The sequence below is a fragment of the Variovorax sp. GW821-FHT09B05 genome (assembly GCF_059418265.1).
In genome coordinates this window covers 35,789-52,803 of sequence record NZ_JBWKPN010000008.1, presented here as the reverse complement: position 1 = coordinate 52,803, position 17,015 = coordinate 35,789, and the positions used below count along the sequence as shown (strand labels likewise).

The following is a 17,015-nucleotide window of genomic DNA, read 5'->3' as shown; positions in this document are numbered from 1 at the left end:
CACGCCTGCAGGAAGCGCCATGTCCGTCCTCGTGCTGATCCTCAAGATCTCGGTGTCCGTGGTGCTGATCGCCTCGCTGGCCGAAGCGCTGGTGCTCTCGTGGCGCAACGGCTGGCGCAGCTACGACTGGAAGGCGGCCGGCATCTCGGTGTTCGACTTCCTGGTGCGCGAATACCCGCTGCGCTGGCTGCTGCCGCTGGTCTTCTGGGTCGGCGCCATGGACTGGCTCTACGCGCACCGCCTGTTCACCTTGCCGATGGACCACTGGACCGGCTGGGCCGCCTGCTTCATCGGCCAGGAGTTCTGCTACTACTGGTACCACCGTGCCGCGCATCGGGTGCGCTGGTTCTGGTGCACCCATGCGATCCACCACTCGCCCAACGAGCTGAACCTGTCGGCCGCCTATCGCTTCGGCTGGACCGGCAAGCTCACCGGCACGCTGGCCTTCTTCATGCTGGCGCCGCTCTTGGGCATGCCGCCGCGCGTGGTGCTGATCATGCTGACCCTGAACCTGCTCTACCAGTTCTGGATCCACGCCGCCTGGATCCCGAAGCTCGGGCCGCTCGAATGGGTGCTCAACACGCCCTCGGCGCACCGCGTGCACCATGCCTCGAACCTTGAGTACCTCGACGGCAACTACGGCGGCGTGCTGATCGTGTTCGACCGGCTGTTCGGCACCTACATCCCCGAACGCGCCGACCTGCCCTGCCGCTACGGCCTCGTGAAGCCGATCACCTCGTACAACCTGCTCGAGATCGAGTTCAGCCAGTGGCGCGCGCTGTTCAAGGACCTGGCCTCGGCCCGCTCGGTGCGCGCCTTCGTCGGCTACCTCGTGAAGCCGCCAGGCTGGAACCCCGACGGGCCCGGCGAGACCACCGAGGAGCTGCGCCGCCGCGCGGCCGTCGAGGCTCCGGCGCCCGCCCCCACCACCGATTTCATTCCTGTCCAGATCAAGGAGCTGTCATGAACACGTCCTCTTCCCCCTCTCCCGCAGAACTCGAGAAGCGCGCCCGCCGCCGCGCCGGCGCCAAGATGGGCTGGTACATCCATGCCTTCGTCTACGTGCTGGTCAACCTCGGGCTGGTCGCGCTGTCGGCCTCGAAGGGCCACACCTGGGCCGTCTATCCGCTGATGGGCTGGGGCCTGGGCCTGCTGGTGCATGGCGCCGTGATCTGGTTCATCGCGCCGGGCGGCGACTTCTACGAGCGCCTGGTCGAACGCGAACGCCGCGCGCTGGCCGCCGGGGAGCGCCGTTGAACCAGGCCCCTGCCGCCGCCCGTCCCAGGTTCGGCATCGAGAACCTGCGCGACCTGCTGCGGCACGGGCTGATCACCGCCGTCTTCTGCTGCCTGATCGCGGCCGCGCTCAGCATCTCGAGCGGCCGCAGCTGGGCCAACCACATGGTCTATTCGATGGCGATCGGCCTGATCAGTTGGCTGTGCATCGACGGCGGCCGGCTGCTGATGAGCGGCCACCGCGAAGTGCTCTGGCCGCATGGCACGCAGAGCATCGCGCTGATCGGCTTCGGCGTGACCGCCGGCTTCCTGCTCGGCAACCTGATCGGCGACGCCTGGAGCGGCGCGCCTTTGCTCGACTTCCTCGACTACCGCGGCCACAAGCTGGCGACCACGCTCACCATCACGCTGGTCGCCACCGCCGGCGCCTGCTTCTTCTTCTACAGCCTCGGCAAGAGCAAGCACCTGCAGGGCCAGATCGAGCGCGCCCGGCGCGACGCCACCGAGGCGCGCCTCAAGCTGCTCGAGACCCAGCTCGAGCCCCACATGCTGTTCAACACGCTGGCCAACCTGCGGGTACTGATCACGCTCGATCCGCCGCGCGCCGTGGCCATGCTCGACCGGCTCAACAGCTACCTGCGCGTCACCCTCAGCGGCTCGCGCACGCTCGCGCATCCGCTGGGGGCCGAGTTCGACCGGCTGGCCGACTATCTCGAGCTGATGTCGGTGCGCATGGGCGAGCGGCTGCGCTACGCGCTCGAGCTGCCGGCCGAGCTGCGCGAAGTGCCGGTGCCGCCGCTGCTGCTGCAGCCGCTGGTGGAGAACAGCATCCGCCACGGCCTCGAGCCCAAGGTCGAGGGCGGCGAGATCGCGGTGCGCGCGCGCCGCGAGGGCGACCTGCTGGTGATCGAACTGAGCGACACGGGCATCGGGCTCGATGCCGCGTCGCCGCCGACGTCGCGGGACGGCGGCGGCTTCGGCCTCGAACAGGTGCGCGAACGGCTGACCACGGTCTACGGCCCGCGCGCCACCCTGACGCTGGCGCCCGGCGAGCACACGGGCACCCGCGCCACCTTGCGCTTTCCGCTGCAGGCCTCCTCCACCGGCGACGCGCCGGCCGCCTCCCCCACGCCATGAACACTGCCGCCATCCCCACCGCGCTGATCGCCGAGGACGAACCGCTGCTCGCGCAAGCGCTGAAGGCCGAACTGGCCGCCGCCTGGCCCGAGCTGAAGATCGCCGCCATCGCGGGCGACGGCCGCAGCGCCGTGCGCGAGGCGCTGCGGCTGCTGCCGCAGGTGCTGTTCTTCGACATCCGCATGCCGGGCCTCGACGGCCTGGGCGCCGCCACCGAACTGGCCGACGCCTGGCCCACGGACGAAGCGCCGATGCCGCAACTGGTCTTCGTGACCGCCTACGACGAGTACGCGGCCCGTGCCTTCGAGGCCCAGGCGATCGACTACGTGTTGAAGCCCGTGCAGCCCGAGCGGCTGCGCAAGACGGTGGCGCGGCTGAAACAGGCGCTGGCCGCGCGGCCGGCGGCCGAAACGCCGGCCGACGAGGCGCTGGACCGCACGCTGGCGCGCTGGCGCGAGGTGCTGGCCGCCGCGGGCGGCGCCAGTGCGCCGATGCCCGAGCCCTCGGCCACGCCGCTGCGCATGATCGCCGCCAGCGACGCCGGCGGCAGCACGGTGCGCATGGTGCCGATCGACGAGGTGCTGTATTTCGAGGCCGCCGACAAATACCTGCGGGTGCTGACCGCGGACCACGAATACCTGATCCGCACCCCGCTCAAGCAGTTGCTGCCGCAACTCGATGCGCAGACCTTCTGGCAGGTGCACCGGGCGGTCGTCGTGCGCGCCTCGGCCATCGAGGCGGTGCACCGCGACGAGGCCGGCAAGCTCGCCCTCGACCTGCGCGGGCGGCCCGAGCGGATACCGGTCAGCCGGCTCTACGCCCATCTATTTCGCGCGATGTGAAATCCGGGCCGATGCATCCCAAAGAAAAAGCCGGTTCCGAAGAACCGGCTTTTTCATTTGCTCACATTCAGCGTGGCATTTCAGCGCCAGTGACCGTGGCCATGACCGCGGTAGTAGCCGCGACCGTAGTAGCGCGGGCCGTAGTAGGCCGGCGGCGCGTAGTACACCGGGGCCGGACGGTAATAGACCGGCGGCGGGCGGTAGTACACCGGCGGCGGCGGGGCGTAGTAGACGGGGGCCGGCGGCGCATAGACCGGTGCCGGGTAGTAGGCGGGGCCGCCCACGCCCACCGCCACGCCGGGAACGCCGACGCCGATGGACCAGCTCACGTCGCCGCGAGCGCTGGCCGAGGTGGCCGCGAACAGGGCACCGGCGGCGACGACGCCTGCGGCGGCCCACTTGAAGAAGGTAGAACGGGTGACGCTCATGATGTTGGACTCCTTGTAGGGAAGGCATTCACTGCCCATGTACGTATTGAACGCGCCAAATGCAAAGTGGTTGCCCGCCGCATTGTGAAGAGCGTTGCCAAAGGTAACCTGAAGATCCCCCAAATTAGAATGCGTCGATGACCTCCCCGACCGACAAAGACGTCGCAAAAACACCCGCCGCACCCAGCAATTTCCTGCGCCACGTGATCGAAAACGACCTCGCCCAGGGCGCCTACACCGGCCGCCGCTGGGGCGGGGCTCCGGGCGATGCCGAACACCACGCCCATGGCATGAGCGACCCGGCCCGGGTCCGCCTGCGCTTTCCGCCCGAACCCAACGGCTACCTGCACATCGGCCACGCCAAGAGCATCTGGCTGAATTTCGAGCTGGCGCGCGAATACGGGGGCGTCTGCCACCTGCGCTTCGACGACACCAACCCCGAGAAGGAAGAGCAGGAGTACGTCGACTCGATCCGCGACGCCGTGGAATGGCTCGGCTACGAAACCTACCTCGCCGACCGCCCCAGCGCGCCCGGCGTGATGCAGCCGCACGAGTACTTCGCGAGCGACTACTTCGACTTCATGTACCGCGCGGCCGAATACCTGATCGGCGCCGGCCTGGCCTACGTCGACGAGCAGTCGGCCGAGGAAGTGCGCGCCAACCGCGGCGACTTCGGCAAGCCCGGCACCGACAGCCCGTACCGCAGCCGCAGCCCCGAGGAGAACCTCGCGCGCTTTCGCGAGATGCGCGACGGCAAGCTCGCCGACGGCGCCGCCACCCTGCGCGCCAAGATCGACATGGCGAGCCCCAACATCAACATGCGCGACCCGGCGCTCTACCGCATCCGACGGGCCACGCACCACAACACCGGCGACAAGTGGTGCATCTACCCGATGTACACCTACGCGCACCCGATCGAGGACGCGCTCGAGCAGATCACCCACAGCATCTGCACGCTCGAGTTCGAGGACCAGCGCCCGTTCTACGACTGGCTGCTCGACCGCCTCGCCGAGGGCGGCCTGATCGCCAGCCCGCACCCGCGCCAGTACGAATTCGCGCGCCTCAACGTGACGCACGTGCTCACCAGCAAGCGCAAGCTGCGCCAGCTGGTGGAGGAAAAGCATGTCGACGGCTGGGACGACCCGCGCATGCCCACGCTGGCCGGCCTGCGCCGCCGCGGCTACACGCCCGAGGCGCTGCGCCTGTTCTGCGAACGCAGCGGCACCACCAAGTCGGGCGGCTGGATCGACTACGCCGCGCTCGAGGCCGCGCTGCGCGACACCCTCGACCCCGTGGCGCCGCGCGCGATGGCGGTGCTCGACCCGGTCAAGCTGGTGATCACCAACTGGGGCGAGCTCATGGGCGGCGACGCTGCGCTCGACGACTGCTCGGCGCCGATCCATCCGCACCATCCCGAGCTCGGCAAGCGCGCCTTCAAGCTGGGCCGCGAGGTCTGGATCGAGCGCACCGACTACGAGGACGTGCAGCCCAAGGGCTTCTTCCGCCTGTTCCCCGGCAACAAGGTGCGGCTCAAGTACGGCCACGTCATCGAGTGCACCGGCGCCACGCGCGATGCCGAGGGCAAGCTCATCGAGGTGCAGGCGAAGCTGGTGCCCGACACCAAGAGCGGCACCCCGGGCGCCGACGCGATCAAGGTCAAGGGCAACATCACCTGGGTGGCCGTGGCCGACGCGGTGCAGGCGGAGGTGCGGCTCTACGAGCGGCTGTTCTCCGAAGCCAATCCGGGCGGCGGCGAGTTGTTCGATGAACTCAACCGCCACAGCCTCGAGGTCTGCGCGGCCTATGTCGAGCCCTCGCTCGCCGAAGCGAAGCCCGAATCGGCCTTCCAGTTCGAACGCCATGGCTACTTCGTGCTCGACGCCAAGGCGGCCGAGGACGGCCGGCGCGTGTTCAACCGCGCGGCGGGCATGCGCGACAGCTGGGGCAAGTAGGCGCCGGCGCTCTTGCCGCACCATGAACCGGGGCCGCGTGCCCCGGTTTTTCATGGTGCTTTCCGACAATCGGGCGCGGGCCATGACGCCACAATGCGGCCCATGTCACGCATCCTTCACGCTCCGCTCTCCACCCGCCGCACGCTCCTGATCGGCACCGCCGCCCTGCTCGCCCTGCCCGCCACGGCGGCGACCAGGAAGGCCGGCACCGCCAAGCCCCAGCCCCCCGAAGTCTGGCCACGCGCCTCCCAGGTCCCGGGCGGCATCGCGCGCCTGTCGCTCGGCCCCGCGGCCGCGCGCCCGCTGGCCACGACCGGCGGCGACGGCAACCAGCCCGTGCTGGTGCTCGGCGACGCCATCGAATGGACCGCCATCGTCGGCATTCCGCTCGCGGCCGAACCCGGCGAGGCCAGCATCTCGGTGCAGGCCCGGCCCGACGCCGCGCCGCGCCAGCTCGGCTACAGCATCGCGCCCAAGCAGTACCGCGAGCAGCGCCTGAACGTGGCGCCGCGCACCGTCGACCTCTCGCCCGAGGACCAGGCGCGCTACGAGCGCGAGCGCGACCACCTCGCCACCGTGACCGCCACCCGCACCGAGCTGCGCCCCGATGCCGCGCTGCAGATGCGCGTGCCCGTGCCGGGCCGCCGCTCGAGCTCCTTCGGCCTGCGCCGCGTGTTCAACGGCCAGTCGCGCAATCCCCACAGCGGCATGGACATCGCGGCCGGCACCGGCACCCCGGTGCTCGCGCCGCTGCCGGGCAAGGTCATCGACACCGGCGACTACTTCTTCAATGGCGGCACCGTCTGGCTCGACCATGGCGGCGGCCTGCTGACCATGTACTGCCACCTGAGCCGCGTCGACGTGAAGGTCGGCGACGTGCTCCAGACCGGCGACAAGCTCGCCGCGGTCGGCGCCACCGGCCGCGTGACCGGCCCGCACCTGCACTGGTCGGTGATGCTCAACCGCGCGATGGTCGATCCGGCGCTGTTCATTTCCGCCTGAACGTTGCGCCGGCACCTCGCCGGCGGTCCGGGCCGGGGCGCCTCTGTTGGCAAGGCGCTCGACGCAAGTAACAATTCGTTTTCAGACCGCGCGCCGGGAGGCCCCATCTCGGGGACGCGCGCCGGTCCGTTGCACTTGCACCAGCCCTCATGCAGAAGAACACGACCAGCGCGCCCCGGACCGGCAATGCCATGCCCATCAGCGACGTCCAGATCCAGAAGGCCGTCGCGACGCTCTCGAACGCGCTGCGCGCCGAGAACATCCAGGACCAGAGCTACCTCGGCCTGTACGTGGGCGAGGACGCGCTGCACGACATCCACAACCTCAACAACCAGGTCATCTATGGCCGGCGTGGCTCGGGCAAGACCCACCTGCTGAAGGCACTGCAGGAGAAGATCAACAACGACTTCCCGGCCTCGCGGCGGATCGCGGTCTACATCGATGCGCGCACCATCCTTCCACATGCCGAGGCCGACGGCCTGAGCTGGGAGCAGTACGCGGTCATCCTGTTCAAGAACGTCATCCGCAGCCTGGTGAATGCGTTCTCGAGCAACCTGCGCGCCATCCACGGCCGGGACGACGTCATTCCGCTGCGCCGCGATCCGCTCGACGTCGAGGCCGAGCGCCAGCTGCAGCAGCGGCTCGAGGCCATCCAGCGCGAACTCGACGGCAGCTCGCTCAACAAGCTCAAGGAAACGGCCCTGGCCGTCGAGTCGATCTCGCAGGCCGGCGCCTCGCTCAAGCTCTCGAAGGCGCCCGAGCTGCAGGCCTCGGGCAGCCTGCAGACCAAGTCGCAGGAATCCCGGCGCAAGGACCAGTTCATCAGCGTCTTCGACATCGCGAACCTGCTGCAGGACCTGAGCGAGGAACTGCAGCTGAACCGCGTCTTCTGCCTGATCGACGAATGGTCCGAGATCCCGAACTCGGCCCAGAAGCACCTGGCCGAACTGGTCAAGAAGTCCTTCATCGCGAGCTGCTTCAGCTTCAAGATCGCCGCGATCCCGAACCGCACCGACCTCGGCCACAAGACCGACGAGAAGTTCTACGGCCTGGAGGACGGCGGCGACATCTTCGGCTACCAGCTCGACAACCGCTACGTGTTCGAGATCGACAAGGCCAAGACCCGCAACTTCTTCAACCAGCTGCTGTGCAAGCACCTCGAGCAGCACAGCCCCAGCCTGTCCGACGAGCTGCTGCTGCCCTCGCGCAAGAACAACGATGCCTTCATCAACGCCTTCCTCACCAACAAGGCGCTGGGCGAACTGCTGATCGCGAGCGCGGGCATCCCGCGCGACTTCATCAACCTCTTCATCCACTCGTACGCGCAGTTCAAGAGCTCGGGCTCCAAGCACATCTCGATCAAGAACGTGCGCGCCGCCACCTCGGGCTGGTACGAGACCGACAAGAAGAAGCAGGTCGACGAGCACTCGGTCGAGAAGAACCTGCTCGAGAAGATCGTGCAGGAGATCGTGGTCGGCAAGAACTCGAGCCACTTCATGATCAGCGAGAAGTACTCGGCCAATCCGCACATCCTCGGTCTGGTCGATTTCCGCGTGCTGCACCTGCGCAAGAAGGGCTACTCGCACAAGGACATGGCGGGCGAGACCTTCAACGTCTACTCGATCGACTACGGCTGCTACAACCACCTGAACATCACGCGCACCGCGCTCGACAACAACACGCTCGAGAACCTCAAGGTGCGCGACGACATCCGCGACATCCGCCGCATCCACCTGAGCGACGCCTTCTTCCAGAAATTCCAGCTCGCGGTCGGCGAGGCCTTCATGTGCGAGCACTGCAAGAAACCGGTCGACACCACGCACGCGGCCTTCGTGAAGCAGTCGCTGTGCAACCACTGCTTCGAGAAGATTCCGGCGCGCAGTGCGCTGGCGGCTTGAGAAGCGAGCATCCGGCCATGCCTGGGCGCCACAGCTTCACCACCGCCTGCCTCGATCCCGCCATGCCCCCGGCTTCGCGCGCCGCCGCGCTCGCGCTGCTCAACACCCGCCTGCACCCCGCGCTGCAATCCGTGGTGGCAGCAGAGGTCGCCGCGGGCAACCGCGTGAGCGACGCCGGCGCCGACTGGCCCGACCCCGGCTCGGTGCATGTCACGCTGTGCGACCGCTTCGGCGATCGCCACGCGAACGAGCACGTGGTGTTCAGCCTCTGCGACGACCCGCACTACTGGCACGCCGACTACAGCACGATCGACGTGCCGCGGCACCTGCTCATCTGCTGAGCGCCGCGGCCCGTCGCCCGGCTCAGATCGGCTGCGTCAGGTAGAGCGCCTCGCGCCCCACGATCACGCGCTGCGCCGGCATGAACACGGTGCAGTCGTCGACCGGCGCGCGGATCTCGTCGGGGCCGTTGGTGGCGATCAGCTCGCCCTTGGCGAAGGTCTCGAAGCCGATCAGCGGGCGCACGAAGGCGAAGTCCTCGCTCTGGATCACGTGCGTCTGCAGCAGCTTGAAGCGGCGCTGCGGCTCGGGCGCGGGGGCGGCCGGGTCCTTGTCGACCAGGCCGAAGTAGGCGAGGAAGTCGTAGGTGACGGCGGTCGCCAGGTCGGAGGCCGAGCGCAGGAAATGCTGGCCGCACTCGACCACCATCGCCACGCCCTTCCCGTCGGGTCCGCCATGGCTGCCGTACTGGATCAGCGGCGTGCCCGAGCCCAGGCCGTCGGGCATCACGAGGTGCACGGGCGGCCGGCCGATGGCCATCGCCACCTTGGCATTGCGCTCGAAGGACGGGTAGACCCAGAACGGCACCACCGGCTGGCTGGTGGAATGGATGTCGAGGATGTGGTCGGCCGCATCGACCACGGGCCGCAGGATGCGCGCGCGGCGCAGCTCGGGGCTGTCTTCGCTGCCATCGAGCCACTCGGGCGACCAGATGCGGTTGAGGTTGTGGACGATCTGGCGGCTGTCGTAGGGCGCGGCCTCGGTGAAGGACTCGTAGGCGTCGATGTTCGCGAAGCTCACGGTGAGCGTGCCGATCTTCGGCCGCACGCCGTGGTCGAGCAGGTGCGTGGCGGCCGTCATGCCGCAGATCTCGTTGCCGTGCGTCAGGGCGTTGATCAGCACGTGCGGGCCCGGTTTGCCCGATTCGAAGCGGTGCACGTACTCGACGCCGACATTGCCCTGGCGGTAGGCGGAGAGATCGCGCGGGAGGACTTCGAGGGCGGGTGGGGATTGGGTCATGGTGGGGTGTGGCGGCTCGGGCGGGAACGGGTCGCGCGAGTTTGCTACAGGCGGCGCGTTCTTGCTGGGCACCGGTTCCGGCCCGATACGCTTCAAATCTGAAGCGTATCGGCGCAATTTGCGCTTCATGCCGCCGATTCGCCCCGCCGCGCCAGGCATTCCGCCAACGCCTCCACCCCCAGCTGATAGACCCCTTGCCGCCGATGCACCTCGAACCCCAGCCGGCGGTTGATCGCGAGGATCGGCGCGTTGGCCTCGGCGTTGTAGGTCACGACGGTGCGCAGTTCGGGATGCAGCGCGCGCACGCTGTCGAGCATCGCGGCCTTCACCGCCTTGGCCAGCAAGCGGCCGCGCCAGGCGCGCGCCACGCCGGTCAGGCGCTGGTGCAGGCGGTCGGGGGTGCGCGGGTCCCAGTGCGCCTCGCACATCGCGGCCAGCGTGCCGTCGGCGTCGACCAGCAGCACCAGGTGGTGCTCGCCGCCGCTGCGGTCGAGTTCGCGGTACCAGTTGGCATAGCCGTCGAGCTCGTAGCGCGCGGGCGGCAGCTCGAGTTCGCCGAGCGGCATGTCGTTGAACAGGTCTGAGAACGGCGCCATCAGCTGCGCGAGGCGCGCCATCGGCGTGCGGCCGGGATGGATCTCGAAGCGCAGCGCGCCACCGGCCGTGCCCTGCGCCCTCCAGCGCGCGAGCTCGTCCGCGTCGAGGCCGTCGATGGGCATGCGGTTCTCGACCACGCGGTGCTTGAGGACCGCGCCCGAGGCTTCGAGGAAGGCATGGCCCGGCGGGTAGAAGGTGTTCATCGTCGCGACGGTCTTGCGGTGCTCGCGCATGAAGGCCAGCAACGGCACGAGCAGCCGGCTCCCGACGCCGCGGCGCCGGTGCGCGCCCAGCACGCCGAGCCAGGCCTCCGCGTGCAACGCGAACGGCTCGCTGTTCGGTGCGTCGGGCCGGCGCCGCCAGAGGATGATGTTGCCGACCAGCTCGTCGCCTTCGCGCGCGACGAAGCGCTCGGCCTCGAAGAAGGGCATGGGGCGCCGCGCGTCGTGCTCGAAGTCGGCATCGGCCGCCTGCGGCTCGCCGGGGTGCAGCTCCTCGTCGCGAAGGCGCCGGAAACGGTGGAAGCGCGCCCATTCGGACGGATCGTCCGCGTGGACATCGAAGCGCCGGATCTCGATCGCGTGGTTCGCCATCTCCCGTCCTCCATGTTCTTGTCGGGGGCGCGATTGTGCCGAAGCGCGGTCGCGTCGCGCGCGCGGGCGAGCGCATCTTTGGCTTGGCCGAAGGTTGGCGCTTCACAATGGCATTTCCGCCCCCTTCGACGAGGAGTTCGCACATGCCCTTCCCGCCGCTGTCCCGCCTGGCCCTGGCCGCCGCGGCCCTGCTCGCGCTCGCGGGCGCCGCCGCAGAGGAAACGAAGACCGACCCCGTCTACACGCGCGCCCGCCTGATGTCCTCGCACGAGGAGCCCGGCGGCAAGCTGTACCTGCACCTGAAGATTCCGCCGCGCTCGAAACTGCCGTTCACCACCCAGACCTTCAGGCTGGCCGACCGCAAGCTCGCGGCCGACATCGCCGACGGCACGCCGGTCGAGTTCGTCTCGCGCCACCTCGACGGCGAGAACACGGTGGTGGCGATCCGCGCGGTGGCCGAGTGCCCGCGCTTCCAGAAGTGCTGAGCCGCCCCCGCCGCGAACCGTTCACCAGTTGACTTCGCGCTCCGGCGTCGCCGAGATGTGGTGGATCGAGAGGTCGGCGCCGTCGAATTCCTCTTCCTGCGACAGCCGCAGCCCGACGGTCTTCTTGAGCACGCCGTAGACCAGCGCGCCGCCGAGCAGCGCCCAGACCACGCCCATGGCGGTGCCGATGAGCTGCGCGCCGAGGTTCACGCCGCCGATGCCGCCCAGTGCCTGGGTGCCGAAGATGCCGGCCGCGATGCCGCCCCAGGTGCCGCACAGGCCGTGCAGCGGCCAGACGCCGAGCACGTCGTCGATCTTCCACTTGTTCTGCGTCAGCGTGAACATCGCGACGAAGATGGCGCCGGCCACGCCGCCCACCACCAGCGCGCCGATCGGGTGCATCAGGTCGGAGCCCGCGCACACCGCCACCAGGCCGGCCAGCGGGCCGTTGTAGACGAAGCCGGGGTCGTTCTTGCCCATGGCCAGCGCCACCAGCGTGCCGCCGACCATCGCCATCACGGAGTTGACCGCGACCAGGCCCGAGATCTTGTCGATGGTCTGCGCGCTCATCACGTTGAAGCCGAACCAGCCCACGCACAGCACCCAGGCGCCGAGCGCGAGGAACGGGATGTTCGACGGCGGATGCGCGGCCAGCGAGCCGTCGCCGCGGTAGCGGTTGCGCCGCGCGCCCAGCAGCAGCACGGCCGGCAGCGCGAGCCAGCCGCCCACGGCATGCACCACCACCGAGCCCGCGAAGTCGTGGAACTCATGGCCCGTGACCGAGGCGATCCAGTCCTGGATGCCGAAGTGCTTGTTCCAGGCGATGCCTTCGAAGAAGGGATAGACGAAGCCGACGATGACGGCGGTGGCGATCAGCTGCGGCCAGAACTTGGCGCGCTCGGCGATGCCGCCCGAGATGATGGCCGGGATGGCGGCCGCGAAGGTCAGCAGGAAGAAGAACTTCACCAGGTCGTAGCCGCTGCGGGCCGACAGCTCGGTGGCGCTGACGAAGAAGTGGGTGCCGTAGGCCACGCCGTAGCCGACGAGGAAGTAGACGATGGTCGAGACCGAGAAGTCGACCAGGATCTTCACGAGCGCATTGACCTGGTTCTTCTTGCGGACCGTGCCGAGTTCGAGAAAGGCGAATCCCGCATGCATGGCCAACACCATGATCGCGCCTAGAAGGATGAACAGCGCGTCTGCGCCCTGTTTGAGTGCGTCCATTGGAGCTTCTTGCTGGTTTTTGGATTGATTTGGTGCACCGCACCTGAATTCAGCAGGACGGCGGGCCAATGAAGCAAAAATGGTGCCTGTAAGCTCGTCAATGGTGCGAAACGGGCCGAGATGGGGCTTGGAGAGTCCGTCGAGCAGGCGCGGCGCACCGGAACGGATGGCGCCTGACGGTGCATGGCGCACCCTCGCGGCGGCTCGGGCGGCGGCTCAGGCGGCGGTGGCGCCGCGCAGGGCCTCGCGGTAGCGCCGGCTGCAGGGCACGGTGCTGCCGTCGTGCATGTGCAGCCGGGCATCGCCGCCATCGAGCGGCTCGATCTCGCGCAGCCGCGACAGATTGACCGCATGGCTGCGATGCACGCGCACGAACAGCGCGGGATCGAGCTGGGTCAGGAAATCGGTCAGCGTGGCGCGCAGCAGGTAGTCGTGGCCGTTGACGTGCAGGCCGACGTAGTTGCCCTCGGCCTGCAGCCAGTCGATGTCGCCGGCGGCAATCAGGAATTCGCGGCGCAGCTTGCGCACCAGGAAGCGCTCGGGGCGCGCGGGCGCCGGGGGTGGCGCGGGCATGGCGGGCGGCGGCGGTAGCTCGTCCGCGGCCGGCGCGGGCGCGGCATCGGCCGGGCGTGGCGGCCCTTGCGGCCCTTCAGGCGCCTCGTCCGGCGCGTCGAGCACCCGCGCCTCGCCCTGCCAGCGCAGCATGAACAGCCGGTAGGCCCAGATCCCGAACACGATCGAGACGTAGGCGCGCACGTCCTTCAGGTACTCGTAGCCCCACTGCGCGGCCCAGCCGCCGAAGGCGTAGTGCTCGCCGGCGGCGGCGTAGGCCAGCGAGCGCAGTGCGAACATCGCCATCACGTGGAGCACGCTGAACACCACGCTGGCCGCGAGATGCCAGGCCAGGTAGCGCACCAGCCTGCCGGGCGCGAGCGAGGCCAGCGGCGACAGCCGCCGCTCCAGCGCCACGATGGCCGGCACCAGCAGCAGCAGCACGAGGTGGCTCGAGCCCTCCCAGACCACGATCTCCCAGGTCTCGCGCGGCACGGCGCGCGAGCGCGCGTCGACCATCGCCACCGTGGTGTTGAACAGCGCCTGCAGCGCCATCACGACGATCCAGAAGCCGACCTCGACATAGCGGCGGATCGGCTCGTAGCGGTGGTAGAGGTCTTTGCGCGGGCCGGCCATGGCCGGCGATTGTCGCGATCCGCGTGGCGAATGGGGCGACAGCGGCGGCCCGGGGACGGATTTCGCCCCCTGTTTCGTCCCACCGGGACCACCGCTCGTCACAAAGCCCGGGCGGTCCGTCCCCCGGATGCGCCGCCGCCGCGCCGCGCCCGGACCATGGCCGCTCGTTCACCCCGATCCAGGAGCCCCCATGCCCGCCGACCGTTTTCCACGCAACTCCGTCCCGCCGGCCACCGACCCGCGCCGGCACGACATCGACGCCCTGCGCGCCCTCGCCTTCCTGCTCGTCATCGTCTACCACGTGGCGATGTACTACGTGGCCGACTGGCCCTGGCACCTCAAGAGCCCGCATGCGGCCGAATGGCTGCAGTGGCCGATGCGGATCCTGAACCTCTGGCGCATGGACCTGGTGTTCCTGATCTCGGGCGTCTCGCTGGCCTTCCTGAGCCGCCACCAGGGCACGGCGGCGCTGCTGCGCGGCCGCGGGCTGCGGCTGATGCTGCCGCTGGCCTTCGGCATGGCGGTGGTCGTGCCCTGGCAGGCCTATGCCGAAGGCGTGGCCAACGGCCTGGTGGCGCCGGGCTTCGGCGCCTTCCTGCTGCGCTACCTGCCGATGAGCCAGCCCTGGCCCAAAGGCGCCTTCGCGGGCGCCGAGTTCGGCATCACCTGGAACCACCTCTGGTACCTGCCGTACCTGTTCGTCTACACGGCCGCGGTGGCGCTCACCTTGCCGTTGTGGCGTTCCGCCGCAGGCCAGGCGCTGCGCCGGGCCTTCAACGGGCTGCGCGGCGGCTGGCTGCTGCTGCTGCCGGCGCTGCCGCTCGCGGCCTTCACGCTGCTGCTGGCGCCGCACTACCCGCCGACCCACAACCTGGTGCGCGACCCCTTCCTGCACAGCATCTACTTCACCGTCTTCCTCTACGGCTACTGGATGGGCGCGGACAGCGGCATCTGGCGCGAGCTCGAGCGGCTGCGCCGCGTGTCGCTGGCGCTGGCCGTGGCGGTGGTCGCCGCCTACATCGCGGCGCGCACGCTGGGCGCCGGCAGCGTGCCGAACGAAGTCAACGCCGTGCTGCGCTCGCTCTACCTCTGGGCCGCGGTCGCCACCCTCCTCGGCCATGGCCACCGTTACCTGAACCGACCCTGGCCCTGGCTGCGCTGGGCCAATGCCTCGGTCTATCCCTGGTACATGCTGCACCAGACGCTGATCGTGCTGGCGATCGTCTGGCTGGCGCCGCTGGCGCTCGGCCCGGTGCTCGAGCCGGCGCTGATCCTCGCGGTCACGCTGGGCAGCTGCTGGCTGCTCAACGACGCGCTGATCCGCCGCGTGCGCTGGCTGCGGCCGCTGTTCGGCCTGCCGCCGCAGGAAAAGCGGACGCCGGATCGGGCGCCCGCGGCGGCCCTGACGGCCGCGCGCTGAAGGCCTCAGCCCTTGTCGTCGGGCACCGGCACCAGGATCGTGCTGCCCGTGGCCAGCAGCTTCAGCGTGCCGTCCTCGGCCTCGCCGAACAGCTCGGCGGCGGTGAAGACCTGCTTGCGCCCGGCCTTCACGACGCGTCCGCGCGCCACGAAGACGCGGCCCAACGCGGGCGCCATGCAATCGACCGAGAAGTGCGAGGCCAGCACGCGGCCCGCCACGGTGGCGGCCGCGAAGCCGCAGACGGTGTCGAGCAGCGCGCCGATCATGCCGGCATGCAGGAAGCCGGCGTACTGGCCCATGTCGGCCTCGCGCCATGCCATGCGCAGCTCGGCCTCGCCCTTTTCCGCGCGCATGACTTCGAAGCCGGCCCAGCGGTTGAATGCGGCCGTTCGATTCAAGGCCTGGATGGTGTCTAGCATCGGATGCTCCTTCGAGAGGGGGACTCTCCTTGTCGACCAGAATGGGTCGAGCCCACTCTACGAAGCGCCCCCGGCCCGGTCCGTCGCGTCCGTGACCGGAACGCGCGCGGCAGTTGCATCGGCGACAGCCCGCGCACGCAGCGCGAGCGCCGCGATCGACAGCGCGAAGGCCAGCGCGCTGGCCGCGCAGCGCCAGAGGTTGGCGGCATGCCAGCGTGCGCGCGTCTCGGCCCAATCGGGCGGCAGAGCCCGCGGATCCCACGACTCGGTGTAGGCATTGAGCGGCAGGTTCACCTGCGCGGTGAACACCACGATGCCCAGCGCATAGAGCACGCCCGCGAACGCGAGCAGGCCGAACCAGCCGCGCCGCCATTCGCGCCATTCGCCCCGTGCGGCCGCGAGCGCCAGCGCGCACAGCACCGGCGGGCCGAAGAAGAAGCCGAAGAACATCGCGTGCCGCACATGGCGGTTGAGGCTGGACTGCACGGTGGCATAGCTCGCGCCGTCCATCTGCAGCGTGGCGAGGCTGACGTTGAAGCCGTAGGCCCAGAAGAAGCCGGCCATCAGGCCGAAGGCGAAGACGGCGAGGCCGTGCAGGCCCCAGCCTGCAAGAGACAGCGCGAAGGAGATCGGTGAGGTACGTGGCGACATGCGCCGACTGTGGCGCGCGCCGCCCCGGCCCGCCTTAACCTGCGATAAGCCCCATCTCCGCGCGCAGCCGCGACAGCGAAACATCGGTCATGCCGAGGTAGGACGCCAGGTGGCGCAGCGGAATGCGCCGCGCCCAGTCGGGCCGCTCGCGCAGCAGCGCCTCGTAGCGGGCGCGCGCGTCGCATTGCAGGAAGGCCTGCTCGCGCCGCAGCTTGTCGTCGAACAGGCCCGCCAGCGCCGCCAGCCGCAGCGCGGTCCACGAGGGCAGCGCCGCGACCGCCGCGTCGAGCGCGTCGCACGGCAGGCAGCGCACCACGGCGGGCTCGAGCGCCGCGATGAAGAAGGCCGCCGGCTCGTCGCGCAGCAGCGGCGTCACGGGCCAGACGAAGGCGTCCTCGGCATGGAAGTTCTTGTTCGACTCGCGGCCCTCGGCGTCGAGGTAGTACAGCCGCAGCAGCCCGCGCTCGACCCAGAAGGCATGGCGCCAGGCGTTGCCCGCGGCCAGCAGCACGGCATGCGGCGCCAGCGTCTCGCGGCGGGCCGCGCCGGCGAGCGCGGCGAGCGGGCCGGCACCGAGTTCGGGGAAGCGGCGCGCCAGGGCCGCGTGCCAGGCGGCATCGGTGGCGGCCGGCTGCTGCATGGTCC

General features: G+C 69.7%; 18 protein-coding genes. 10 read left to right on the top strand and 8 right to left on the bottom strand.

The features are described 5' to 3' along the window. Positions 1–19: 19 nt before the first annotated feature. The 4 genes from AC07RM_RS21225 to AC07RM_RS21210 are packed head-to-tail and all read left to right on the top strand — an operon-like array spanning position 20 to position 3,214. Positions 20–967 (top strand): sterol desaturase family protein, encoded by a 948-nt coding sequence (locus AC07RM_RS21225; protein ID WP_495335775.1) that lies wholly within the window; start codon positions 20–22, stop codon positions 965–967. Continuing rightward, positions 964–1,257 carry a 2TM domain-containing protein gene (locus AC07RM_RS21220; RefSeq protein WP_093339854.1) on the top strand — a complete coding sequence of 98 codons (294 nt, stop codon included), beginning with the start codon at positions 964–966 and terminating at the stop codon, positions 1,255–1,257. Before AC07RM_RS21225 ends, AC07RM_RS21220 begins: the two co-directional genes overlap by 4 nt. After that, on the top strand, positions 1,254–2,372 hold the full coding sequence (locus AC07RM_RS21215) for a sensor histidine kinase (protein ID WP_495335774.1): 1,119 nt from the start codon (positions 1,254–1,256) through the stop codon (positions 2,370–2,372). The genes AC07RM_RS21220 and AC07RM_RS21215 overlap by 4 nt, the downstream gene beginning before the upstream one ends. Further along, positions 2,369–3,214 (top strand): LytR/AlgR family response regulator transcription factor, encoded by an 846-nt coding sequence (locus tag AC07RM_RS21210; RefSeq protein ID WP_495335773.1) that lies wholly within the window; start codon positions 2,369–2,371, stop codon positions 3,212–3,214. The genes AC07RM_RS21215 and AC07RM_RS21210 overlap by 4 nt, the downstream gene beginning before the upstream one ends. An 80-nt stretch (positions 3,215–3,294) precedes the next feature. Here AC07RM_RS21210 and AC07RM_RS21205 read toward each other — a convergent pair whose 3' ends face one another. Beyond that, positions 3,295–3,642, bottom strand: coding sequence for a hypothetical protein (locus AC07RM_RS21205; RefSeq protein WP_093341198.1), 348 nt, complete (start codon positions 3,640–3,642; stop codon positions 3,295–3,297). Positions 3,643–3,779: 137 nt separating this feature from the next. Between AC07RM_RS21205 and AC07RM_RS21200 the strand changes: the two genes are divergently transcribed. The 4 genes from AC07RM_RS21200 (at position 3,780) to AC07RM_RS21185 (ending at position 8,835) form a co-directional block, all read left to right on the top strand. Next, positions 3,780–5,594, top strand: coding sequence for a glutamine--tRNA ligase/YqeY domain fusion protein (locus AC07RM_RS21200; RefSeq protein WP_495335772.1), 1,815 nt, complete (start codon positions 3,780–3,782; stop codon positions 5,592–5,594). Between the two features lie 102 nt (positions 5,595–5,696). Continuing rightward, a complete protein-coding gene (locus tag AC07RM_RS21195; protein ID WP_495335771.1) occupies positions 5,697–6,596 on the top strand; it encodes a peptidoglycan DD-metalloendopeptidase family protein in 900 nt (299 codons plus the stop codon). Positions 6,597–6,745: 149 nt separating this feature from the next. Then, the gene (locus AC07RM_RS21190; RefSeq protein ID WP_495335770.1) at positions 6,746–8,494 is read left to right on the top strand and encodes an ORC-CDC6 family AAA ATPase; all 1,749 of its coding nucleotides are present in this window, start codon (positions 6,746–6,748) and stop codon (positions 8,492–8,494) included. A 17-nt stretch (positions 8,495–8,511) separates the two neighbouring features. Next, positions 8,512–8,835: a hypothetical protein gene (locus AC07RM_RS21185; RefSeq protein WP_495335769.1), complete on the top strand. Its 324-nt coding sequence runs from the start codon at positions 8,512–8,514 to the stop codon at positions 8,833–8,835. 22 nt (positions 8,836–8,857) lie between these two features. On the opposite strand, the gene AC07RM_RS21180 is transcribed toward AC07RM_RS21185, so the two are convergent. Together AC07RM_RS21180 and AC07RM_RS21175 are read right to left on the bottom strand one after the other, a co-directional pair. Further along, positions 8,858–9,793 carry a M14 family metallopeptidase gene (locus AC07RM_RS21180; protein WP_495335768.1) on the bottom strand — a complete coding sequence of 312 codons (936 nt, stop codon included), beginning with the start codon at positions 9,791–9,793 and terminating at the stop codon, positions 8,858–8,860. A gap of 125 nt (positions 9,794–9,918) precedes the next feature. After that, a complete protein-coding gene (locus AC07RM_RS21175) occupies positions 9,919–10,983 on the bottom strand; it encodes a GNAT family N-acetyltransferase (protein ID WP_495335767.1) in 1,065 nt (354 codons plus the stop codon). Between the two features lie 143 nt (positions 10,984–11,126). Between AC07RM_RS21175 and AC07RM_RS21170 the strand changes: the two genes are divergently transcribed. After that, positions 11,127–11,468, top strand: a complete 342-nt coding sequence (locus tag AC07RM_RS21170) for a hypothetical protein (protein ID WP_495335766.1) — start codon at positions 11,127–11,129, stop codon at positions 11,466–11,468. Positions 11,469–11,489: 21 nt separating this feature from the next. Here AC07RM_RS21170 and AC07RM_RS21165 read toward each other — a convergent pair whose 3' ends face one another. Together AC07RM_RS21165 and AC07RM_RS21160 are read right to left on the bottom strand one after the other, a co-directional pair. After that, complete coding sequence (locus AC07RM_RS21165; protein ID WP_296781462.1) at positions 11,490–12,692, bottom strand: ammonium transporter; 1,203 nt, start codon at positions 12,690–12,692, stop codon at positions 11,490–11,492. Between the two features lie 216 nt (positions 12,693–12,908). Then, entirely contained in the window at positions 12,909–13,880 is a 972-nt protein-coding gene (locus AC07RM_RS21160) for a LytTR family DNA-binding domain-containing protein (RefSeq protein ID WP_495335765.1), read from the bottom strand. Between the two features lie 190 nt (positions 13,881–14,070). Between AC07RM_RS21160 and AC07RM_RS21155 the strand changes: the two genes are divergently transcribed. Next, positions 14,071–15,300, top strand: coding sequence for an acyltransferase family protein (locus AC07RM_RS21155; RefSeq protein WP_495335764.1), 1,230 nt, complete (start codon positions 14,071–14,073; stop codon positions 15,298–15,300). A gap of 5 nt (positions 15,301–15,305) precedes the next feature. Here the strand turns inward: AC07RM_RS21155 and AC07RM_RS21150 are convergent, their stop codons facing one another. The 3 genes from AC07RM_RS21150 to AC07RM_RS21140 are packed head-to-tail and all read right to left on the bottom strand — an operon-like array spanning position 15,306 to position 17,010. Beyond that, the gene (locus AC07RM_RS21150) at positions 15,306–15,719 is read right to left on the bottom strand and encodes a PaaI family thioesterase (RefSeq protein WP_495335763.1); all 414 of its coding nucleotides are present in this window, start codon (positions 15,717–15,719) and stop codon (positions 15,306–15,308) included. A 57-nt stretch (positions 15,720–15,776) separates the two neighbouring features. Further along, positions 15,777–16,370 (bottom strand): anthrone oxygenase family protein, encoded by a 594-nt coding sequence (locus AC07RM_RS21145; protein ID WP_495335762.1) that lies wholly within the window; start codon positions 16,368–16,370, stop codon positions 15,777–15,779. A 34-nt stretch (positions 16,371–16,404) separates the two neighbouring features. Further along, positions 16,405–17,010 carry a Crp/Fnr family transcriptional regulator gene (locus AC07RM_RS21140; protein ID WP_495335761.1) on the bottom strand — a complete coding sequence of 202 codons (606 nt, stop codon included), beginning with the start codon at positions 17,008–17,010 and terminating at the stop codon, positions 16,405–16,407. Positions 17,011–17,015: the final 5 nt, after the last annotated feature.